The organism is Paenibacillus sp. P32E, from assembly GCF_001909085.1.
In the GTDB taxonomy this organism is placed as follows: domain Bacteria; phylum Bacillota; class Bacilli; order Paenibacillales; family Paenibacillaceae; genus Paenibacillus_AQ; species Paenibacillus_AQ helianthi.
In genome coordinates this window covers 15562-38649 of sequence record NZ_LVYY01000013.1, presented here as the reverse complement: position 1 = coordinate 38649, position 23088 = coordinate 15562, and the positions used below count along the sequence as shown (strand labels likewise).

The window sequence follows — 23088 nt, the reverse complement described above, 5'->3', positions numbered from 1 at the left end:
AAAGATCATGCCCAAGGAAAATACTACGGTCTATATCATATTGGGCCTGCTGAACCATGAGGATCTTAGCGGATACGATATTAAGAAAAAGATAGATGTGATGATCAGCGGCTTCTGGGAAGTAGGCTATGGGCAGATATATCCGACCCTGGCGAAGCTGGTAACCGAAGAGCTGGTGCTTAAACATAAGGGCGCCGGCTCCAAAGGCCCGGAGAAAAACATCTATTCCATCACGGACAAAGGGCGGGAGCTTTTGAAGGAGTGGGTCATGCTTCCCGAGCAGAAGGAGTATACAAAATATGAGATCCTGCTCAAGCTCTTTTTCGGAAGCCTGGTTCCGGACGAGAGCAATCTTGCGAGGATTGAAGATTTCAAGGAACGGCATACACAGAGTCTTCAGCAGATTCAGATGTTCAAAGGGAATCTGGAGCGCGTTCTCCATACCGAAAAGGACCATTTGTATTTCTACCTGACCGTCCTGTTCGGAGAGCATGTCTACAAGGCTTACCTGGACTGGGCGGAGGAAGCCAAGGAACTGCTTGCGGGTAAACCCGACGAGGAACTGAATCAATGAAGTTGAAAAACTTAATAAAAAGGGTAGTAGTGGAGGGGAAGTTTGGAACTGGAGGAGCGGTAGCGACCGCCTTTATGTTTGGATTTCTACCGCGATCAGCGGTTCCAATCAGAGAAATTCAAACATAACAGCGGCCGGAAGTCCAAACATTCCCCGAAGTTACGGCCAAAACCCCCAAGCAATAAGATTTAAGCCTCTGTTTATTCAATTCCGATAAACCAAGAAAAACTATTGTACTGAAAAATAGTTTTATGTTATTTTATCTATAAAAACGTTTTTATAGCGAAGGAAAATGGATGATGGGAAAAATAACAATCAGGGACGTCGCCCGGGAGGCCGGCGTCTCAATCTCAACGGTATCAAATGCATTAAATGATGTGGATGTCCTGAATCCGGCGACCAAATCGCATGTGCTTAAGGTAGCGCAGCGGCTGAATTATGTTCCTAACCTGAACGGCAAGCAGCTGAAGTCGGGAAAAACCATGATGCTGGGCTTTTTTACAACCAGTGTGACAGGCCCCTATTTCTATAAGCTTGTAGAGTCCATGTCCAGGCAGTGTGACCGGCTGGGCTACGGGCTGAACGTATTTGTTACCAAAGATAAGCAGGTCGTGATGAGTAATATCCTCGGCAGGCGTGTGGATGGCGTCATTATTTATGAAGAACTGGGAATTAACGATAAAGACATTCATGCGATGAATAAGGAGAATATCAAAGCGGTTTTTCTGGACCGGGTGCTGCAAAAAGAGAGCATGGGCAGCATCATTTTTGACTCCTTTGAGGCGGGGTATGAAGCAACCAAGTATTTAATCGGGCTGGGCCACAAAAAAATAGCCTATATTTCCGGCGTGGATACGATGTTTGACAGTGTGCAGCGCAGAGAAGGGTACCTGGCGGCATTGCGCCAGTACAGTCTGCCGGTGAGTGAGGATTATATTTTGCAAGGCTATTTCGAGGAAGAGAGCACCTTTAATGCGGTGAAATCTTTTATTCGGGCGTTTCCCGAGAAGCTGCCAGATGCTTTTCTGGCGGGCAATGACCTCAGTGCAATCGGCTGTATCCAGGCGCTCAAAAGCCATGGATACGAGGTTCCGCTCGACATTAGTGTAATGGGCTTTGACGATATTGATATCGCCCAGTACTATTCCCCTCCGTTAACTACGGTGCGGAATCAAATCGCCAGGCAGGGAATATTGACGATCGACCACCTGGTCCGCATGATACAGAAGAAAGAACAAGGCAACGCCCAGAAGCTGAAAGGCGAAATTATCGTCAGAGGCTCAAGTCATGTGAAGTTTGACCGGAATGACCAGATGTAAGGTGCAAGGCTCATTGAAACGGATAACGCCTCTTTTTTCTGGACGGCGAAGCTGTTTCTAGCCAAAAATAAAAACGTTTTCATTGAGTTGAACCTAGTTACGAAGAAAATCAAAGAATGGAAGACCTTAATTTCGGTTTATATAAAACATCTATGGAGGGAAACCACATTGCAGAAACTAGTCATTTACAAGTCCACAGGCGAAGACGGGTTATTCATAGAACAGCCGCCAGAGCCGCTGGAAGCAGCAGCTGCGGAGCAAGCGACCGTCACTGTTACCCTTGACGAGAGTCAAACCTATCAGGAGATGGACGGTTTCGGGGCTTCTTTTACCGATTCGGCGGCATATCTGATCAACCAGGTGCTTAACCCGGAGCAGAGAACCGAGCTGATGGTGAAGCTGTTTGATCCGGTGGCGGGGATTGGTTTATCGGTCCTGCGGAATCCAATGGGCGCCTCGGATTATGCCAGAACGGTCTACAGCTATAATGATCTGTCTGAAGGGGAAACCGATATGAAGCAGAACCGGTTCTCCATCGCCCATGATGAAGAGGATATCATCCCGCTTCTGCAACAGGCGCTGTCACTGAATCCGGAGGTCAAGCTGATGGCTTCGCCCTGGAGCGCTCCAGGCTGGATGAAGACCAGCGGGTCGATGATCACCGGAGAGCTGAAGCCGGAATATTACAGTGTGTACGCTGACTATTTTGTAAGGTACATTCAGGCTTACAAAGAACACGGGCTGCCTGTATATGCTGTCACTCCGCAGAATGAACCGCTGTTTGAACCGCAGCATTATCCGAGCATGCTTATGCTGCCGGAGGCGCAGGCATCTTTTGTACGGGATTACTTGAAGCCTGCATTTCTGAGGCATAACATCGATAGTAAAATTCTCTGCTATGACCACAACTGGGACCGCCCGGATTACCCGGTGTCCGTGCTGGAAGCTGCCGGGGAAGAGGTGGATGGGGTAGCCTGGCACTGGTATGGTGGTGAACCCTCGGCGCAGACACAGGTGAAGCGTGCTTTAGAAGGTAAAGAGGTGCACTTCACTGAGGGCTCAGGCGGCGAATGGATTCCGCCTTTTGAACAGGCCTTCTCGAATGTGATCCGCACAGGGATTGAGATTCTTAGAAATCACAGCAAGTCGTTCGTCTTGTGGAATATGGCACTAGATGAACATAACGGGCCGACAGTGCCGGGCTTCGGCACAAGCACCTGCCGCGGTATCGTTCGGATCGACCAGCAGACCCGTGAACTAACCTATACGCTGGACTACTATGCACTGGCGCATTTCAGCACAGTGATCCGGCCCAAGGCCCTGCGGATGGATTCCGCGTCAAGCCATGAGTGCATCCGTTCTGTTGCTTTCCGCAACCTGGACGGATCGATTGGGGCGGTGCTATTCAATGAAGGCGAAGAAGAAGAGATCGTAGCTGTAAAATTGCCGGGCGGTGAGCGGCTAACCTTCACCATGACGCCCAAAAGCGCTTTGTCACTGAAAGTGGAATAAGTATGGACTGACGGCAATATAGAAACAGCGGCAGCCAGGGACGAGAACATAATGTCCTTGGCTGCCGCTGTTGTATTGAACATTGAACTATCGCACACGATTCGAATACATTTGACCGTTTATTTACTCTTAAATGTCTTCATCACTTTTGTATTCCAGAATATCTCCAGGCTGACATTCCAAAGCCTTGCAGATCGCCTCTAAAGTGGATAATCGAACCGCTTTTGCCTTTCCATTCTTCAATATGGAAAGGTTAGCCATTGTGATTCCCACCCTCTCCGAAAGTTCGGTTACACTCATTTTCCGTTTTGCCAGCATCACATCAATATTAATTATAATCGCCATGGATTTCACCTCAGACTGTTAAGTCATTTTCTATTTTTAGATCAATGGCCTCTTTTAATAGCTTTTGGAGAACTGCAGCAAAAACGGCAATCACCATGGAAGCGAAAATCATGAGCAATCCGATAACTATGATCCCTGGGGCATCGTCCATATCCGCCATGAGATAGAAGAGAGGAAGGCCTGCTACATACAAAATGCTGAATGTGACTGCACAGTATTTTATATTCTTTAAGACCCGCACAGATAATTCAGAGAAAGCTTTGTTCTTGTCAATGTAGCCTAATAGTTTGAAGGCTTGATACAGAGCCAAGTAAAAGGGGATTACCGACGCATACAAATCGGTGAGTACCAGATATTTAATAGAAGTCATACCGGGATACAGCTCTGCTGCAAAATTCCCAATCTCAGGCACCGCAAAAATACACAAAGCAAGAACCGGGAGCCCAATTACAATAACAGCTACCTTTAAAAAGAGTGTGGTTCCTCGTTCCATAAAATGCACCTCATTTAATTAATGTTAAATCAAATTTAGCACATGGTTTATCGTTTTACAATATATTTTGATTGTTATTTGATTTATTTTGATTGTTTTGCGAAAAAGAGAACGACAGCTGTCCTCCTTCCGGCGTAGCTACTTCAGATATATTCAGGTGGGGAGGGTTAGGTGACAGCCCAGGACGGCCTATCTATGCCAGGATAAGTTGAAGCCTTTTACAATTAGCCATACGGCAAGGATCATTTCATTGGCGGCTACTGGCAAAGACAAGAGGGCCCCCCACACGGATAGTTGAGGAAAGACTCCGAACATTTCAAAGATGCCTGCACTTAACACCAGTATGGCTCCGGTAATGCCTAAGATGGATATGAACCTGGGCACCAGCTTGGTTTGATAAAAAATATAGCTGTATATCAGCGTATTAATACCCAGCATGACATTTGGCCCCAGCATAAACGTCCAGTCGTGGATGGCTTTTAATAGTGTACCTGAAGCTTCAAAAGAAGATATATCCACAGCAGCAGAAGTTGTGAATTCCCGGCTTAAGGTCAGTAAGGACAATACACTGATGATGCCCACAGTGATGATAACCGCCTCAAGAAATCGGAAGCATAGATGTCCAAGGGCTAATGTCTCATTGTATTTTCTCAAAAGCGGGAACATGGTAATCGAAGTGCCGACAGCTGAGACGACAAGAATCAACTCCATAACCGCCCCCAGTATCACCTGGTTGGCATGTTCAGAACCTTTTAATAAATAATCGGGGCCGTTCAGGATCGGATCGTATAAAAGAAGACCAGCTATCGATGAAACCGCTGCTAGAATAAACAAGACACCCGTTATTTTCGCTGCTGTGTGGTTTGAATTCATTCTGTCATCTCCTCATTCATTATTCTTTCGTGCCATCTCCGTAAAAGAATACCTCTTCCAGAGATAAGTTGAAGGCGAGGGCAATACGGAAGGCCAGTTCCAGGGATGGCGAGTAATTGCCCTTTTCCAGAGCTACGATGGTCTGTCGCGTTACGCCCACCTTGTCAGCCAATTGCTGCTGTGTCATTTCATCGTGGTCGAACCGTAATCTGCGGATGTGATTGCCAACAAGATTCTTACTCATCCTAGACTCCTTTCCGATAATGATAAAGTTTCGTGATAGAGCCGGTTACATCAGAAATGAATCCGCCGGCGATCAGGATCACGAACATCACCTGTGATGACTGATCGTTGACCAGCGCCCCCATTGCAGCAAGAAAGCCAAGGACAAAGACAAAGAAAGAATTCCGTGTGGCCTTCAAGTTAATGAGTTTATCCAGTTCATCTGCAAATGCCGGTTCCTTTTCTCCGGTCGTTATCCTAAAGGCAATATTGAAAATAATGCTGATCAGGATATGCGCTGCGATTGAAACCAAAGTCAAAATGATCACGAACGAACCCCAATAATGAAAGCTTTCCGTTGAGTCAGCCCCCTCCGGTGCCTTTGGAAACATGTAAGCACAATAAGATCCGAAAATAAGTATTGCCGTGATCAGAGATACAATGCTCTTCTTTTCTTGATACGTCATCGCTACACCGCCTACACTATATTTTGATAACAAGTTAAGTTTGATGTACATAATGTATTATAAACCATTCATGGTGTCAAGTTTATTATACATTTTACAATTTCTCAATGAAAAATCAGACAAAAAAAAAGAGGCCAGGCCTCTCTCAGATAAAATATTAACCCTACATTCTCATCCTACAGGCTGGCTGTGCTGCTCCTTTTTATACTCGTTAGGAGACAGGCCGACCTCTTGCTTGAACAGCTTGGAGAAATAGGAGTAGTTGGTGTAGCCCACCTTGCTCGCAATGGTGTACACAGACAGCCGGGTGGTTGCCAGTAGCTGCTTGGCGGCGGCAATCCGGACCTGAATCACATAGCTGCCCAGGGCAATGCCGGTTTCTTTCTTGAACAGCCGGGCGAGATAATCCGGGTTCAGATAGACAATCTCCGCCAGATCGTTTCGCGTCAGCTCATCCCCGTAATGCGTATGAATATACTGCTTGATCTCTTCGGCAACCGATTGGGGCTGTGCGGTGAGATCCCGGTATTTCATGGCGGTATTCACCAGGTAATCCAGGTATTCCTGCATGTCCTCGATGGACGTCAGAGACTGCAGCTGCAGGCGGTCATTCGCCTTACCGCTGTATAATTTATGTACCTGAATGCCTTTCATTTTGAGAAAAGAATACACGAGCTGCACAATATCCAGCCGGAACAGGCTAAGGATGGAGGTGTCGACGGTCCGGTTAACCAGCAGCCCGAGGAGATAACGGCTTACTTCCTCCAGAAAAGCGGCCAGTTGGTTCTGATTCAGCAGTTCTTCCAGATGGGCCAGATTCGGAGGGAGATAGACTGCTTTGCTCTGCTTCTGGTACATTTCCACCGTAAAGGTATGATTTCGGGAGCGTGTGATTTCTTCATCCATCCGGAGCAGGTTTTTCAGAACAGTGCCGATCTCATTCAACTGACCGTGTAAGCCAATATTGCAGCAGACATCGCATTTGAGATAAGGGTTTGTTTTCTGGATCAAGGAGGCACAGATTTCCTCAAGCGTTCCGGTGTCCGGCGCATCGTTCCATTTCAGGATAGCAATCCACTGGTAGTCCTTGATCTCCAGAATACTCTCGATCCCAAAGCCGGGGTGCTGGAACAGCTCATACAGAACGTTCAGCAGGGCAAAATCAAAGAGATCCTTCTCTTCTTTACCCATGGTGCCATTATAGGGAAAAACATTGAATAACAGCGGCTGCAGCGTGTCGTCCATCTGATAGGAAAGATTCTGCTCTTGGATCGCATGAGTGAGGAAGGACGGTTTGATGGGGGATGAGGTGCTTACACTCACGATCCTGCGCCAGAAATGCTCCAGATTCTTCGATTGGTTCTTTTGCCAATAGTAGCCTTCCTGAATGGCCTTTTCGTTATGCTGCTGTTCGTTGGCGCGTACAATCGCTTTCTGGATAATAAGCATCAGCTTGTCAAATTCAATAGGCTTGAGAAAATATTCGAAGCTTTGTAACTCAATGGCTTTCTGTGCGTAATTGAAGTCGGCATAATTGGTGAGGAGGATGGTTTGAATCGGATATTGATTTTCCCGGATCCAGGCCAGCAGTGATAGTCCGCTTCCCTGTGGCATTTCAATATCTGAGATCAGAATTTGCACGGAATAGTTCTCCACAATTTCACGGGCTTGGGCAACATTGTTGGCCGTATATACGGTTTCGATATTCAGTGCTGCCCAGTCAATTCTCTTCTGTAAAGCCGCCACTACATAATAGTCGTCATCTACAAGCAGTACGTTCATAGAAATTCTCCATTCATGTTGAAGTACTCGGAAGATCCGGAAGAGTTAAGATGACAGATGCACCACCTCCCTCTATATTGGAGAAGTGGACCACCGCTTTTTTGAAGTACAGGTATTCGAGCCGTTTCAGCGTATTCATAATGCCGATATGCGTCCCTTTGCTCTGATCCAGCGACTGGCCCCGCACCAGCTTCTCGAGAACCTCGGGGGCAAAGCCGGGTCCGCTGTCCGAAATTTGAATCACCGTCACCTGCTCCTCCGCCGCTTCGCGGCGGTGGACCGTCAGTCTGATCTGCACCTCGGGGTCCCGGGAAATCGCGTATTTGATGGAGTTCTCTATGAAGGTCTGCAGTACGAGCGGCGGGATCAGCGTATCTTTGGCTGCTTCGTCCTGCCCGATATGATATCTGAAGGCATCCCGGTAGCGGCTTCTCTGGATTTCAAGATATGTGCGGACATGCTCGAATTCATCCTCCAGCCGGACAAAATTCTCACCGCTCTGAAAGGTATAGCGGAAGTATTTGGACGTCGACATCGCCATATTTTCGATTTCCTCGTACATTTGGATCTGGGCCATGCTGTAAATGCTGGTCAGGCAATTCAGGAAAAAATGGGGTTTAATCTGCTGCTTCATATAATCCAGCTGAATGCGCTGTTTCTCCAGCTCCTGCTCATAAATAGCGATTTTAAAGGTTTTGATCTGTTTCATCAGGTCCTTGAACTGTGCGTTCGCCTGCTCCAGCTCGATGATTTTGCTGCTTTTGAAGTCTACAGGCTGGCCTTCTTCACTCAAGTGAGCCAGATTCTCCGAAAAGTTCTGGATCGGGCCAAGCACCCTTTTATTGAAGAAGAGCATCACAGCGCAGATGGTGGAGGTCACCATGAAGAACAGCAAGAGGATCAGCAGCTGGGCAATCATGATTTTCTCAAACGCTCCGAATTGAATGATCATATGGGCACTGAATGTTGTATTGGAAAATTCGCTGCTGATCGTTGTACGTGACTGAAACAGATCTGGCCCCTTAGCCTCCTGCTGCACCAGCTTCCCGCTGGCAGATAAGGGACTTGAGATGCGTGTGCCTTTCTCATCCACCAGTGAAGCATACCCGTTCGCCCCCAGATTAAGCTGGCGTAAAGGGTGGATCAGGTTGTCTGCGGAGATCAGTCCGATCAGATAGCGGTTGTAGTAGGGAACGATATTGATAATATAGTAGTTTCCGTTGACCAGGATGGGTGACCATCTGGAATAAAAATGGGCATACACATCCTTGTCCTCGATATAGGAATTGATCTGCTTTTTTAGCTCCAGATAATCCGTATACGTAATACTGATAGGTGCGCAGTTGAGGAAGAAAGACTGATTTTTCAAATAAAAGAAGAAGTTGAATTGCTGCCCGTAATTTTTTTGCAGCTCCGAAAAACGTTTGTATAGGTTATCGTTTGATTTGATGAACTCGCTGCTGTCCGGATCATAAGCGTTCATCATATTCAGGCTCTCATCGTTCGCAAGCGTCCAGCCCATATAATGGTTAATATAAGCAAAATCGTGATTAATACGGTCAATGTACAGCTTGGCGGTATCTTTCAAATAACGTGTGGACTGCTGCTTTACTATGGAAATGGAGGCGAGGCTGATGACAAGGTCCAGCACCAGCACCACTAATGAGACCAGCATCATGATTCGTACATAGTGTCGGATGGGATACGGTCTGTTTCCTGCTGTATTCTTGGTCATGGCTTGCACGCTGAGTCCTTTCCTGCGCTTTCATCTGGATGAAGGCGGTTCTATAGGCTAACAAAGCCATTATAAAACCTCTCGGAGGAATTTACATGCGAAATTCCTGTCAGTCCGCCGCAAAGTCTGGATACTGCCAGCAAAAGTCTGAATACTGTCATCCCTGTGCACAAAAATAAGCCATGTAGTCTTCAAAATAATGTAAGCGGATGCAGAGGTCCGAATACCGCCGCCAAAGGGTCCGGAATGCAAGGACCCCGGGAGCTATCATTAAGCGTGTAAGGCGGATACACACATGAAATGGGGGATCACAGAATGAGTACACACAGTAAAAGCAGATTAATCCAAAAATGGCCGCTGCTGCTTATGTCGGCCGCAATGGTAATGGGAATGGCCGGCTGCAGCGGCAACAAGGAGAATGCGAGTACTCCAAGCGAAGCAAGTAACTTCAACAAGGAAGGACTGCCGATCGTCAAGGAGCCGGTAACCCTGAAGGTGCTGACTGTACGCTGGGGAAGCATGGGGGATACATTCACCCGGAACCAGTGGCTGAAGGATCTGGAGAAGAATTCGAATGTCAAAATTGACTGGCAGGTGATGTCCTCCAATGACTGGGCGGAACAGAAGTCCATTCTGCTGGCAAGTGGTACACTTCCGGATGTGGTTCTGGGAGACCAGACCTTTTCTGACTCCGATATCGTTAACAATTTAAGCTATTTCCGGCCGCTGGATGAGTATATCGATCAATATATGCCCAATCTGAAGGCGGCGATGAAAGAAACACCGGAAATGAAAAAAATCAGCACCTTTCCCGACGGAAAAATCTACTCGTTGCCTACCCGGTTGCCGTCGCGCCCCAAAAGCTCGCGCCAGCCGGTCATCAACAAGACTTGGCTCGACAAGCTGGGTCTGAAGACGCCGGAAACACTGGATGATCTGTACAATGCCATGAAGGCTTTCAAGGAAAAGGACCCGAACGGAAACGGCAAGGCGGATGAAATTCCGTATATCGAAGTCAGCAATGACCTCATCAGTCCATTCGGCATCACGGACCTTAATAGTAATAATATGTTGGTCAAGGACAATAAAGCGATCTACTACCCTACTTCCGATGAGTACAAAGAAGGCCTCAAATGGGAAAATAAATTATACACTGAGGGCTTGCTGGATAAAGAGCTGTTCACCCAGGACGCCACAATGATATCAGCCAAATTCCAGAATCCGGACGCTCCAATCGTCGGCCTCTCGTACCAATGGACACCTGATGCTGTATTCGGCAAATGGAGCGATCAGTATGAGACCATTCCGCCAGTGGCCGGACCGGACGGCAACCGCTATACCATCGGCAATCCGATCGGGATGAATCTTAACCGCAATGAGCTGCTGATTACTACATCCTGCAAAAACCCGGAAGTGGCTGCCCGTTGGGCCGACCAGTTCTATACCAATGAAGCCAGTATACAGAATTTCTGGGGAGCGATCGGTACTGTAATCAAGAAGAATGATGACAGCACCTACACATTGATGGACCCGCCAACAGGAACCAGTGCCGATGCCTGGTATTGGGACCAGTCACTGCGCGATTTCGGCCCTAAATATGTAAGCCCGTCTTTTGAGAAAAACATCGTGCTGAGTCCTAACAGTGGTGACGGACTGAAGCTGCAGCTGGATAAGCTGGGCAGCAAGTATGTTACTACGCCTTTTCCTAACGTTATGTATACCTCGGAGGAATTCCAGGAGCTGCCTACGTTGACCACGGACATCGATAGCTATGTGACTACTATGCGTGCCCAGTTCATCACCAAAGGCGGTATTGAAGAGGGCTGGGCTGCTTATGTTAAGAAGCTGAACGATATGGGGCTGGAAAAGCTTCTCAAGATCCGTACCGATGCTTATGGCCGCTATATGAACGTGAAATAAACTCCTAAGCCTGAGAAATACAGCGACCCGCGAGGGAGGATAGGAGTCCCGATTCGTGCTTGTCGGACGAAGTGACTGATTGATAGATTCTTCATCGTGTGATAAATGCCGTCCCGCGCCCAGCTTTGTGCAGGACGGCATTTCTGCGCAGTGAACCGGATACGGACGGTGTAACTTATCCTGAATGTCCGGATAACATCAGTGAAAGTCCGGATGAGCTGTGTCTTGCCGCTGCTGCCGCCGGCCCCCTTCAAATGCTAGGGGAAGTAGGGGCGGAAAGTCCGGTTAAGACCTTCAATAGGTCCGTAAGGCATGAAAATGTAGCGATATACTGAGGGAACAGAGAGGCTTAGTTTACACAATACTTTTTAGGAGGGGTTTCATGAAATCCGGTCATAGCCATCCAGGTCGGACCTTGGGACAGATCAAGCGGAACTGGGGGCTGTATGCACTGCTGTTTCCGGCAGCGGTCCTTACGTTATTATTCGCGTATAAGCCGATGTATGGGGTGCTTATTGCCTTCAAGGATTATAGTCCGGCGCTTGGAATTACCGACAGCCCTTGGGCGGGCTTCAAGTATTTCGAGAAATTTTTTCACTCGTATCAATTTTCGGCAACGATCAAAAATACACTGATTATCAGCGTTTACAGCCTTATAACCTTTCCCATTCCAATCCTGCTGGCGCTGATGGTGAATCAGATGCGTCCGAACCGGTTCAGACGTTTTTTCCAGACTGTATCCTATATGCCTCATTTTATTTCCACGGTGGTTATGGTGGGCCTGATGATGATTCTGCTCTCCCCAAGCACCGGACTTGTAGGCAATCTGTATAGTCTGTTCGGCAAAGAAGCCCCGGATCTTATGGGCTCAGCCGGCTGGTTCAGCAGCGTGTATGTCTGGTCCGATGTGTGGCAGCATGTCGGCTGGGACAGTATTATCTTCATAGCCGCGCTGTCGGCGGTTGATCCGAGTCTGTATGAAGCTGCAACCGTGGACGGGGCAAGCCGCTGGCACAAGGTCCGTTATATCGACATTCCGATGCTGATGCCTACAGCAATTACGCTGCTGATCCTGCGGGTCGGTGGTCTGCTGGGCGTCGGATTCGAAAAAGTGTATCTGATGCAGAATGACTTGAATGCCACCTCCAGCGAAATTTTATCTACCTATGTTTACAAAATCGGGCTGCTAAGCAGCCAGTACAGCTTTTCCTCGGCCATCAACCTGTTCAATACAGTGATTAACTTCATTCTGCTCATCATGGTCAACCAGATATCCAAAAAACTCAGCGAAAACAGCTTGTGGTAGAAAGGGGAGCAGCAACATGGGAGTACTACAACAGCCTGCGGCTCAAGAGAAGATAGGGAAGATCAAAAATAACCGCTCCTCGGATACAGTGATGGAAGCCATTATGTATATCATTGCAGCAGTGTTTCTGCTGATTCTGATCTACCCGCTGTTCTTTATTATTATCGCTTCATTCAGTGATCCATCTGCGGTGGCGGGGGGGCAGGTCTGGCTGTTTCCCAAAGGGTTCACACTGGACGGCTACAAAGAACTGCTGCGCCATGAGAACATCTGGATCGGGTACCGGAACACCATTCTGTACACGGTCGTGGGCACCATAATCGGTCTGGCTGTGAACATCTCTGCAGCCTATGCATTATCCCGGAAAGATCTTGTAGGGCGCAAATATATCTCGCTGTTCTTTATCTTCACCATGTTCTTCAACGGCGGATTGATCCCTACATTCCTGACGATCCGCGATTTTCATATGTACGACACGTTTCTGGTGATGGTGCTGCCCTTCTCTGTAGGCGTGTACAACATTATCGTGGCCCGGACTTTTTTTCAGTCGAGTATTCCTGGAGATTTGTGGGAGGCGGCCCAGATTGACGGCTGCGGCAACCTTCGCTACTTCGCCAAGGTTGTACTGCCGCTGTCCAAGGCAATTATTGCGGTGCTGGGCTTATGGATTGCCGTCGGCTACTGGAATTCGTATTTCAACGCCTTGATCTACCTCAAAAATCCTAACATGTATCCGCTGCAGCTGATCCTCCGCAACATTCTGATTACCAATCAGATGCAGTCTGGTATAGGTACGGGGGAAGCTGCGCAAATTGCGCTGCGCCTGGCGAATATGATGCGCTACTCCGTCATAATTGTGGCTACGGTTCCGATCATGTGCGTATATCCTTTTGTGCAGAAATACTTCAATCAAGGTGTGATGATCGGTGCCGTGAAGGAGTAGCCTTCACCCTGACATTCTGAGAAAAGAGGTTACAAAATGGAACAAATCCCTCCAAAACAACAACCTTTTCCGGATTACTTGAGGCTCCCTTCGGAGCCTTGTGCGGATCAAGGAGCCGTCATTCAGGGAGAATGCTACCGGCTCACCGTGCTAACCCCGGAGCTGATCCGTCTGGAGTATAGCGGACAGGGAGTCTTTGAAGACCGGGCGACCCAAACGGTGTTGAACCGTGATTTTCCTGTTCCTTCATTCAAGGTCATCGATCATGGGAACAAGCTGGAAGTGGTGACAGACCGTCTGCATCTAACCTATGACAAGCAGCCGTTCTCCCGGCACGGGCTGAGTATTCGGGTCAGAAATGCTTCGGGGCACCTAATGAGCGTCTGGTACTTCGGCGATACACCGCAGGATCTGGGTGGTACAGCCCGCACACTGGATAATGCCGACGGGGCCATTCCGCTGGAGCATGGACTTCTGTCAAGGCAAGGGTACACCCTAATAGACGACAGCCGTTCGCTGCTGCTGGAGGTAGACGGGAGGGTGGAGCCGCGCGGTCAGGAAGACTCAGATCTGTATTTTCTGGGCTACGGCCACGATTATCTGCAATGTCTGAAGGATTTCTACCGTCTCTGCGGCCGGACGCCGCTGCTGCCCCGTTATGCCTTGGGCAACTGGTGGAGCCGGTATTACCGGTATTCCGAAGAAGAATATAAAACGCTGATCCAGCGGTTTGCCATCGAGCAGATTCCCTTCACCGTAGCGGTCATGGATATGGACTGGCATCTGGTCCATATTGATCCGCAGTATGGCAGCGGCTGGACCGGTTATACCTGGAACCGTGAGCTATTCCCGGACCCCAAGTGCTTCCTCGGCTGGCTGCATGAACAAGGGCTTCGGGTCACGCTCAACGTCCATCCCGCTGACGGGGTACGGGCCTTTGAAGATCCTTATCTGGCGATTGCGGCAGAGCTTGGCATGGACCCTGAAAAAGGTGATGCCGTGGAATTTGACATCACCGACCCGCAGTTTTTGCTCGCCTACTTCAAGTACCTGCACCATCCGCTGGAGGAAGAAGGCGTGGATTTCTGGTGGATCGACTGGCAGCAGGGCGGGATCACCCGTGTCCCCGGACTTGATCCGCTCTGGATGCTGAACCACTACCACTATCTGGACAGCGGGCGGCGTGGGGCGCGCCGGATGACCTTTTCCCGATATGCCGGTCTAGGCAGCCACCGTTACCCGGTGGGCTTCTCCGGGGACACGATTGTCACGTGGGAATCCCTTGATTTCCAGCCTTATTTCACGGCTAATGCTTCGAATGCAGGATATGGCTGGTGGAGCCACGATATCGGAGGCCATATGCTGGGCTATCTCGATGATGAGCTTGCGCTGCGATGGGTGCAGCTTGGTGTGTTTTCCCCGATTCTACGTCTGCATAGCTCAGCCAGCCCGTTCAACAGCAAGGAGCCATGGCGCTTCAACCGGATGGCCGAGGAGGCGATGAAGGACAGTCTGCGTCTGCGCCACCGTCTGCTTCCCTATCTGTATACCATGAACCGCTATGCTAGCCGGGAGGGGCTGCCGCTCGTCCGGCCGATGTATTACCATCATCCGGAGCAGCATGAAGCTTATGAGGTGCCGAACGAATACTATTTCGGTACAGAGTTGATGGCCTGTCCGATTACACAGCCAGTACATCCTAAGACGGGGGTGGCGGAATTCAAGGCATGGCTGCCTGAAGGAGTATGGATCGATTTTTTCAGTGGAAGAGTGTATGACGGAGGCAGAAGGCTGTCGCTCTACCGCAATCTGGAGCATATTCCCGTGCTGGCGAAGGCGGGGGCAATGGTTCCGATGGCGGACCTGACGGAGTATACCTCATCGGCCGCTAATCCGGGGCAGCTGGAGCTGCGGGTATTTGCCGGGGCCAGCGGCAGCTTTCATCTCTGGGAGGACGAAGTGGATAGTGCCGAAGACCGGGACGAACAGTGGTGCGATACCGGAATTACCCTGGAATGGGGAGAAGCGGCAGTTCTCACGATTCAGCCTGCCCGGGGGAACAAGGCAGCCGTGCCGGAGCGGCGGAGCTGGAAGCTGTACTTCGTAGGCTGTGCCGATACGCAGGTGCAGGTCGTCACTGGAAGCGGGCCGTTTGGGGTTGAAACTGCGTATGATGATGCTGCTCACACGCTGACAGTCACCGTTCCGGCTGTGGCTGTGGCTGAATCCCTGAAAGTAACCCTGGCCGTAGCCCGGATTGCTGCAGGCGATATAGCTAACGAAGTCTTCGCGCTGCTGAACCGCTCGCAGATTCATTTCCAGCTGAAGGAGCAGATCCTCCGGCTGGTGACGGAACTGGAGGTGCCAGCAGCGGTGCTTGCAGCGCTGGCTTCTATGGATCTCGAGCATTCTCTATATGGTGCATTGTGTGAAATCCTGACTGCGCGGCTATAAGGGCGACTATAGGTGTAGGAAGCACCGGAAGTACTAAGGTATGTAGACGGCACGTATGATTATACCTCTCAATGACTTGCACACCTGCGATTGTCCATCCTCTCGGCCTTGCTTAGCCAGAATGTATGGAAAAGCTCGTCATCACCCGCCGTAAAATGGTAAACTAGCAAGTATAGTATTTTACGGGGAGTGAACTTCTTATGAAAAAGCTTGCTGCCGGCTGTCTTGCCGGTGCGGTACTGATGATTAGTACTCAGGCGATTGGAGCCTCTACAAGTCTAGTAGGCAAGACCATTCAAGCAGAATACACCGTAAACGTATACGGCAAGAAGCTGGCCGACAAGGCCATTGTCATTGATGGAAAAAGCTATGCACCGGTGCGGGCCATCGGAGAGCTGGCAGGCTATAAGGTCTCCTTGTCCGGCAAGACCATAAGTCTGGACGAGAAAGAGATTATATCTTCGTCTTCACTGGCTAAGGCCGAGAGCATCACTATTGGACCCCTGCCCACGATGGCACCAGATTCTGCAGTAGCAGTGACCAAAAGCAAAATCAAGGCGATTGACAGCCAAATCGATAATGTAGTCGATAACATTCTGTCCACCAGCAGCAAGCTGAAACTGGACCCGTCCAATACCGAACTGAAGGACAAGCTGGAGGAGTATAAAGCGGAATATGGCGACCTGCTGAAGCAAAAGGATGCGGAGCTGCAGAAATAGGACATAATATCTCATAAAAGATGCCGCCCCGTCATTTCTTTACGATGACACAGGGCGGCTTTTTGACTCACGGCAGCACCCATTCTTATAATCTATTATTATCTGCAGGCCACTGCTATTATTGTCATCCGCTGGGAGTAGCGTCATTGGTGGCTTCTATCGTCTGTGGTTGCGCTCCGGTGCTTGCCGCCTCCTGCCGGTACCCGCCGGGCGGTTTGCCAATGATCCGTTTGAAGACCAGGTTGAACGTTTTGGTATCGTGGTAGCCGACCTGCTCCGCAATGAGCGGAATGGGGGAGTGTAGCTGCTGGATCAGCAGAACGCAGCTTTTTTGAATCCGGACATTTTGCAGGAAATGATGGAAGGTCTGGCCGGTGTGCGTTTTGAACAGCCGCTGAAGATGCCGCTCGCTCCAGTCAAAGGTCCGGGCAAGATGGGACAAGGTAAGGTCTTGGGCATACTCCTGCTGGATATAGTGGAGAATTTGCAGGAATTGCGTCGGTCTGGTCACCGGAAAGTGCAGCTCATTATGCTGTAACCTGTACAGGGTGACAACCAGCTGAATGAACAGGGTCAGCAGATAACTGCCGGAACCGGTCTGCGGGAGATTGTACTCCCGGTGCAGCGAGAGGAAGAGGTTCTCGATGGAACCATTTTGGTCGGTCATGGAGAATGCGGGCACCTGCTGATTCTTGATCTGTTCGAGGTACGCTGCAATCGGCGCATCCGGAATCACGAAAGCAAGGTCATCCAGAAGCGCTGTTGTAAATAAACAATTATAGACGACGAGCGGTTCTTTAAGCGAATGGGGCGACGAAGGCCGGAAAACATGGGAGACGCCAACGGGAATGAAATACAGCTGCCCTCTGCAGGCTTTCTGAACCTCTTGTTCTGTATAATGAAACCCCTTCCCTTCGGCAACGAAGGCCAGCTCGATGAAATCATGGGAATGAAGCGGAAGCTGGTAAGTCTCCGTAGCACGGTTAACATAGAGCAGCAGATTCTTTTGGAAAAAAGCTTCGCCTTTAAGCACATGCTCTGCAGAATTCATCCGTCCATCCCTTTCTTAACGGAACTAAAAGTCCTTATTACGCAGGTGAAATGTCCTTTTCACGGGTCATGCGAAGTCATTTGATTTCTATAATTGTAATAGAAAGCGCTTCGAAATCACAAGATGAATCCAAGAAAAGACGGGGTGGCCATGGATGTTAAAGGTACAAAAATTACGTGTGGAGTATAAGGAGAATCTGGTCGGACTAGATGTGTGCCATCCAAGAATCAGCTGGCAGCTTCAATCGGAGGAGCGGAACGTGATGCAGCAGTCCTATGACATTCAGATTTCCGCAGAGCCGGATTTCAGCACTCTCCTGTGGACCTCCGGCAGAGTCTATTCGGATCAATGTACTCATGTGGAGCTGGTGGAACCGGAACTCCGTTCACGGCAGCGGTATTATTACCGCGTGAAGGTGTGGGACCGGGAGAACCGGCATACGGATTGGTCAGAAGCCGCGTTTTGGGAAATGGGGCTGCTGAAAGCGGAGGAATGGAAGGCCGGATGGATTAGCGCCCCGCTTTCTCTGCTGGATGTAGAGGCGGAGCAATGTCCGCTTGTACGCCACACTTTTCACATCGATGGCACTCCGCTTCAGGCCAGAATGTACGTGACTGCCCTGGGTCTGTATGAAATGGAATTGAACGGCTCACGGGTGGGCGACGGTTATATGACCCCGGGCTGGACCAGCTACAATCACCGGCTGCAGGTGCAGACCTATGATATTACGGGGCAGATTGCAGCGGGAGACAATGCGGTGGGTGCCTGGCTCGGGAACGGCTGGTACAAAGGAAACCTGGCCTGGGATAACCGCAAGCATCTGTACGGCGACCGCCCGGCATTGCTGATGCAGATACATCTGACTTTTGCGGATGGGGACGAACAGATCATCACCACCGGTGAACATTGGACGGTTGCCGCCGGTCCGATTCTAATGTCGGAGCTGTATCACGGTGAGACCTATGACGCCCGGCTGGAGCAGAGTGGATTCAGCAGAGCCAGTTATGATGACAGCAGTTGGTCCCGTGTAGAACTTGTCACCCATCCCAAGGAGGTTTTGGTGGCACAGGAGAATGTTCCGGTAAGAAAAATTGAAGAGATCCAGCCGGTTCAGCTACTTAAGACGCCAGCAGGTGAAACCGTACTCGATATGGGGCAGAACATGGTCGGCTGGATGAATTTTACCCTGGAGGCCCCTGGAGGAACTCAGGTACAGCTGCTCCATTTTGAGGTCCTGGATCAAGAAGGAAATGTGTATACGGATAACCTGAGACGAGCCAAGCAGACCGTTACGTACATTGCAAAAGGCGGAGGCCCGGAAAGCTACGAGCCGCGTTTTACCTTCCAGGGATTTCGTTATGTGCAGCTGCTTGGGTTTGGCGCGAACGTAGCTCTGCAGGATTTCACAGGCATTGTGCTTCATTCGGATATGGAGCCTACCGGCTCCTTCACCTGCTCCAATCCGCTGCTTAACCAGCTGCAGCATAATATCCGGTGGGGTCAAAAGGGCAACTTTGTCGATGTGCCGACCGATTGCCCGCAGCGGGATGAACGGCTCGGCTGGACCGGAGATGCGCAAATGTTCATCCGCACTTCCGCGTATCTGATGAATGTAGCGCCTTTCTTCACCAAATGGCTTAAGGATCTGGCAGCCGACCAGCTGGACCATGGGGGTGTTCCGTTCGTGATCCCGAATGTTCTGGGAGAAAATGAGCATTCCTCTGCGGCATGGGGGGATGCTGCGGTCATCTGTCCCTGGACGCTCTACCAATGCTACGGGGATAAGCGTATCCTCGAACAGCAGTACCCGAGCATGCAGGGCTGGGTTGAATATATCCGCCAGCAGGGAAGTGACGAATTTTTGTGGAATACCGGCTTTCATTTCGGCGACTGGCTGGGCCTGGATGCCAAACCGGACAGCTACAGCGGCGCTACGGATACCGATTATATCGCAACGGCTTTCTACGCGTATTCCGTTCAGTTGATGCAGAAGACAGCCCATGTTCTCGGAAAAACAGAAGACGCCCAGCGTTACTCAGAGCTGTACAGCCGTATTGTGACAGCCTTTAACCGGGAATTCATCACCCCCTCCGGACGGTTATCCGTGTCCACACAAACCGCCTGTGTGCTGGCGTTAATGTTCGGGCTGGTGGAAGGAACGGCAAAAGAACGTACCGTAGGCAAACTCCTGAAGCTCTTGGAGGAGAGCAACTATCATCTCACAACCGGTTTTGTCGGTACGCCGTACCTGAATCTTGTGTTGAGTGAGGCGGGGCACACAGATGTGGCTTATCAACTGCTGCTGCAGACGGATTATCCCTCCTGGCTGTATCAGGTGACCAAGGGAGCGACAACCATATGGGAGCATTGGGACGGGATGAAGGAGGACGGCAGCTTTTGGAGCAAGGACATGAATTCCTTCAATCATTATGCGTATGGGGCCATCGGGGACTTTCTGTACCGCCATGTCGCCGGTATTGAGCTGGATGAAGATTTCCCCGGCTACAAAAAATTTGTGATTCAACCGCAGCCGGGCGGAGATTTAACCTGGGCCGCAGCCGAGCTTGAAACGATGTACGGGCGTATCCGCTCGGAATGGAGAACAGCAGCGGATCGGCTGGAGATTTCTGTTTCAGTGCCGCCGAACGCCACCGCTGAGCTGTATCTCCCAAATGCGGGGCTGGCCCAGGTGCGGGAAAGAGATGGATTGCTGGGGCTGGCGACCGGTGTCCATTCGGCAGAACAACTGGGGGATAAAGTGAAGTTAGAGCTGGGCTCGGGCGACTATAGTTTCACTTATGCGGTGGAGCCGCAACTGTAATGAGCTGGAACCACAACCTCAATTAGCCGAGTAGGGATCATGTTATGGGAGCAAAGGGTTTTCTACAGCGGAAGGCTGTGGAAATCCTTTGTTTGCTTTTTACTTATATAAACGCTATTATAGACTAATAAAGTCTTTGATTGAGGTGGAACGATGAAGTATTCGAAGGCAACCAATTACGCGCTGCACACGATGCTCTTTCTGGTGTCTGCCGCGCCGAATAAGCCCATAGGAGTTCAGCAGCTCGCGGAGCGGCAGGGGGTATCTCCCACGTATCTGTCGAAGATCCTGACCAAGCTGGTGAAGGCGGATCTCATTGAGTCCGCATCCGGCGCGAACGGGGGATACCGGCTGAAGCGCAAGCAAGAAGAGATTTCTTTTCTGGATATCATTCATGCGATTGAAGGCACGGCTTCGTTGTTCGATTGTACGCTTAATCACTCCAGCATGTGTCCGATTCAGCAGGAGATGATCGAAGCGGAGCAGCAAATGGAGCGGTATCTGCAGAATAAGAAAATGTCCGAGCTTGCCGTGAAAATAACGGTGGACTAATCATCCGCCGTTATTTTGCGGCATGATTATAGACATAGTAAGTCTTTTAAATCTATGAAGAGAAAAATGAGCATTTAGAGAGGGATGAGCTGATATGACAACCGATTTATTCAATGCCAGCGTATGGGAAAAGGCCTGGAAAGAGGACCCGGAAGCGATGGGCAATAAATTCAGGAAGGCGGGCACGGATCTGGCACGCTCCTTTGACCACAAGGCGAAGACATTTAACGAAGAAGTGTTCAGTGAAGGGGGAAGACGCAGAAGTGAGCGGATTATCGGCTGGCTGGAAGGACAGGGGGTATCCTTTGAAGGGCTGTCCGTATTGGATGTAGGCGCGGCTTCAGGCGGGTTCACGGTTCCTTTTGCCGATAGAGGGGCGAAGGTCACAGCGGTAGAGCCGAACATTCCATTAGGCGAGCTGTTCATAGAGAATACAGCCAGGTTCCCGCAGGGTCAGGTGGAACTGGTACGTGACTTGTTCGAAAATGTGGATCTTGACGCAAAGAGCTGGAAGGGTGCCTTTGATCTTGTGTTTGTATCCATGTCTCCGGCGGTTACCGATTGGGAAAGTGTGGAGAGTGTGCTCAGCTGCGCGCGCAAGTATTGCTACATCAGTCTCAATGCAGGGGGCAGGGAGCACAGTCTTATGAATGAAGTTCTTCCTTTGCTGTCCGGACAGGAAGTGCATGCGAAAAGCTCGGATATGGCTTATTTAACCCATTTGCTCTATTTAAAGGGCTATTCGTTCGAGTCACTGATCACGCGGGAGATGAAGAGCATGGAGCTGCCACGCGATGAGGCGATTGAAGAGACCCTGCAGATGCTGAAACATCATGGATATACAGCAGATGAGTCTGCGCGGAGAATCGTTACCGAGTATGTACGCCGTACTTATCCAGACGGCAAGGTATTGATTAAGCAGGGAGGACGTTATGGCAAGGTGCTCATCCGGTTGCAGGAGCTGAATATGTATAGCAGGGCTGAAGCTGGAAAGAGCTGAGAACAGAGCGCTGAGAGCAGAGAGCTAAGAGCTAAGTGCTAAGTGCTAAGTGCTAAGTGCTAAGAGCTAAGTGCTAAGTGCTAAGTGCTAAGTGCTAAGTGCTAAGTGCTAAGTGCTAAGTGCTAAGTGCTAAGTGCTAAGTGCCAAGTGCCAAGTGCCAAGTGCTAAGTGCCAAGGACTAAGTGCTACACGAGTGGAAGTAAGGTGTATGCATGGCGGGAACAGAGTTATTAACCAGTGACCCATGGAGCGGTGAGCATCGCGGTCAGCCGGGCATTGTCTTTCTGACAAAAGATGTTATCCTAATAGATAGATCCCCACTGAGGGATCTATTTTACTATGTGGAAGGATTGATGGAAATGAGAGGGCAAGTACAAATTTTTGAGCAGGAACTGATGAAGAGAGCGGGTGAAATCTACTATGAGCCATAGTCTGGTTACGGATTCACTGCGTGAGGAACTGGTGCGGCAGCTAGTATATTTGGATGAGAATACCTTTGGCATCCTGGATCGGGTAGCATTGGAATCACCTGCGGACAGGGCGGAGATCCGTGGATTGATTCAGACGTATCAAGAGCGTGTACAGGGCATATTGACTGGGACGGGTGATGAGCTTAGGCGTTCTGCAGTGCTAATCGGCTCCTGGGTTTCTCTAAAAATTGGTCCGGAAACGCTGAAGGATGCGTATCGCATTGTTATCCCCGGTGAATCCGATCTGGATGAGTACTGTATTTCACTCTGGTCCCCGATGGGTAGAGGGCTGCTCTTGGCCGAACCCGGTCAGACGGTAACGGTCCATACCCCCCTTGGCAGCGACCAGGTGCTTGTACTGAATAACGTCTATGACTATGCATCAGCGGATGAAAAGTTGGGATGAAAAGAATGAACTCTGCAGAGTGTTTTTGCAGGGGAGATCACTGAGGTGCTGGGACGGCTGCCACTGAAAGCTAAGAGCTGGTTACCGATCGATAATTGCTGGTGAACGTAAGCGAAGTGCTGGT

The 23088-nt window shown here is 49.9% G+C and carries 20 protein-coding genes; 12 read left to right on the top strand and 8 right to left on the bottom strand.

Annotation, left to right across the window (positions count from 1 at the left end):
* Nucleotides 1–7: 7 nt before the first annotated feature.
* The 3 genes from A3848_RS13385 to A3848_RS13375 all read left to right on the top strand — a co-directional run bounded on the left by A3848_RS13385 (nucleotide 8) and on the right by A3848_RS13375 (nucleotide 3405).
* The gene (locus tag A3848_RS13385; protein ID WP_074085442.1) at nucleotides 8–574 is read left to right on the top strand and encodes a PadR family transcriptional regulator; all 567 of its coding nucleotides are present in this window, start codon (nucleotides 8–10) and stop codon (nucleotides 572–574) included.
* A 299-nt stretch (nucleotides 575–873) separates the two neighbouring features.
* Nucleotides 874–1893, top strand: coding sequence for a LacI family DNA-binding transcriptional regulator (locus A3848_RS13380; protein ID WP_083606662.1), 1020 nt, complete (start codon nucleotides 874–876; stop codon nucleotides 1891–1893).
* Between the two features lie 168 nt (nucleotides 1894–2061).
* Nucleotides 2062–3405, top strand: a complete 1344-nt coding sequence (locus A3848_RS13375) for a glycoside hydrolase family 30 protein (protein WP_074085440.1) — start codon at nucleotides 2062–2064, stop codon at nucleotides 3403–3405.
* 129 nt (nucleotides 3406–3534) lie between these two features.
* Here A3848_RS13375 and A3848_RS13370 read toward each other — a convergent pair whose 3' ends face one another.
* The 7 genes from A3848_RS13370 to A3848_RS13340 all read right to left on the bottom strand — a co-directional run bounded on the left by A3848_RS13370 (nucleotide 3535) and on the right by A3848_RS13340 (nucleotide 9322).
* Nucleotides 3535–3750, bottom strand: a complete 216-nt coding sequence (locus tag A3848_RS13370) for a helix-turn-helix domain-containing protein (RefSeq protein WP_074085439.1) — start codon at nucleotides 3748–3750, stop codon at nucleotides 3535–3537.
* Nucleotides 3751–3760: 10 nt separating this feature from the next.
* On the bottom strand, nucleotides 3761–4243 hold the full coding sequence (locus A3848_RS13365) for a DUF2975 domain-containing protein (RefSeq protein ID WP_074085438.1): 483 nt from the start codon (nucleotides 4241–4243) through the stop codon (nucleotides 3761–3763).
* Nucleotides 4244–4432: 189 nt separating this feature from the next.
* Nucleotides 4433–5116, bottom strand: a complete 684-nt coding sequence (locus A3848_RS13360) for a DUF4386 domain-containing protein (RefSeq protein WP_074085437.1) — start codon at nucleotides 5114–5116, stop codon at nucleotides 4433–4435.
* A gap of 19 nt (nucleotides 5117–5135) precedes the next feature.
* Entirely contained in the window at nucleotides 5136–5360 is a 225-nt protein-coding gene (locus A3848_RS13355) for a helix-turn-helix transcriptional regulator (RefSeq protein WP_074085436.1), read from the bottom strand.
* Nucleotide 5361: 1 nt separating this feature from the next.
* On the bottom strand, nucleotides 5362–5805 hold the full coding sequence (locus tag A3848_RS13350) for a hypothetical protein (RefSeq protein ID WP_074085435.1): 444 nt from the start codon (nucleotides 5803–5805) through the stop codon (nucleotides 5362–5364).
* Between the two features lie 171 nt (nucleotides 5806–5976).
* Nucleotides 5977–7587 carry a response regulator transcription factor gene (locus tag A3848_RS13345; RefSeq protein WP_074085434.1) on the bottom strand — a complete coding sequence of 537 codons (1611 nt, stop codon included), beginning with the start codon at nucleotides 7585–7587 and terminating at the stop codon, nucleotides 5977–5979.
* 13 nt (nucleotides 7588–7600) lie between these two features.
* On the bottom strand, nucleotides 7601–9322 hold the full coding sequence (locus tag A3848_RS13340) for a sensor histidine kinase (RefSeq protein ID WP_074085731.1): 1722 nt from the start codon (nucleotides 9320–9322) through the stop codon (nucleotides 7601–7603).
* 315 nt (nucleotides 9323–9637) lie between these two features.
* Between A3848_RS13340 and A3848_RS13335 the strand changes: the two genes are divergently transcribed.
* The 5 genes from A3848_RS13335 (at nucleotide 9638) to A3848_RS13315 (ending at nucleotide 16664) form a co-directional block, all read left to right on the top strand.
* Complete coding sequence (locus A3848_RS13335) at nucleotides 9638–11242, top strand: extracellular solute-binding protein (RefSeq protein WP_074085433.1); 1605 nt, start codon at nucleotides 9638–9640, stop codon at nucleotides 11240–11242.
* 382 nt (nucleotides 11243–11624) lie between these two features.
* A complete protein-coding gene (locus A3848_RS13330) occupies nucleotides 11625–12548 on the top strand; it encodes an ABC transporter permease (protein ID WP_074085432.1) in 924 nt (307 codons plus the stop codon).
* A gap of 16 nt (nucleotides 12549–12564) precedes the next feature.
* Complete coding sequence (locus A3848_RS13325) at nucleotides 12565–13491, top strand: carbohydrate ABC transporter permease (RefSeq protein WP_074085431.1); 927 nt, start codon at nucleotides 12565–12567, stop codon at nucleotides 13489–13491.
* Between the two features lie 36 nt (nucleotides 13492–13527).
* Complete coding sequence (locus A3848_RS13320) at nucleotides 13528–15945, top strand: glycoside hydrolase family 31 protein (RefSeq protein ID WP_083612138.1); 2418 nt, start codon at nucleotides 13528–13530, stop codon at nucleotides 15943–15945.
* A gap of 200 nt (nucleotides 15946–16145) precedes the next feature.
* A complete protein-coding gene (locus A3848_RS13315; RefSeq protein ID WP_074085430.1) occupies nucleotides 16146–16664 on the top strand; it encodes a stalk domain-containing protein in 519 nt (172 codons plus the stop codon).
* A gap of 124 nt (nucleotides 16665–16788) precedes the next feature.
* Here A3848_RS13315 and A3848_RS13310 read toward each other — a convergent pair whose 3' ends face one another.
* Nucleotides 16789–17715, bottom strand: coding sequence for an AraC family transcriptional regulator (locus tag A3848_RS13310; protein ID WP_074085429.1), 927 nt, complete (start codon nucleotides 17713–17715; stop codon nucleotides 16789–16791).
* Nucleotides 17716–17869: 154 nt separating this feature from the next.
* Between A3848_RS13310 and A3848_RS13305 the strand changes: the two genes are divergently transcribed.
* The 4 genes from A3848_RS13305 (at nucleotide 17870) to A3848_RS13285 (ending at nucleotide 22964) form a co-directional block, all read left to right on the top strand.
* Complete coding sequence (locus A3848_RS13305) at nucleotides 17870–20536, top strand: glycoside hydrolase family 78 protein (protein ID WP_074085428.1); 2667 nt, start codon at nucleotides 17870–17872, stop codon at nucleotides 20534–20536.
* Nucleotides 20537–20689: 153 nt separating this feature from the next.
* On the top strand, nucleotides 20690–21088 hold the full coding sequence (locus tag A3848_RS13300) for an RrF2 family transcriptional regulator (protein ID WP_074085427.1): 399 nt from the start codon (nucleotides 20690–20692) through the stop codon (nucleotides 21086–21088).
* A gap of 94 nt (nucleotides 21089–21182) precedes the next feature.
* On the top strand, nucleotides 21183–22088 hold the full coding sequence (locus A3848_RS13295; protein WP_074085426.1) for a class I SAM-dependent methyltransferase: 906 nt from the start codon (nucleotides 21183–21185) through the stop codon (nucleotides 22086–22088).
* A 420-nt stretch (nucleotides 22089–22508) separates the two neighbouring features.
* Nucleotides 22509–22964 (top strand): GreA/GreB family elongation factor, encoded by a 456-nt coding sequence (locus tag A3848_RS13285; RefSeq protein WP_074085424.1) that lies wholly within the window; start codon nucleotides 22509–22511, stop codon nucleotides 22962–22964.
* The last annotated feature ends 124 nt before the right edge of the window (nucleotides 22965–23088 follow it).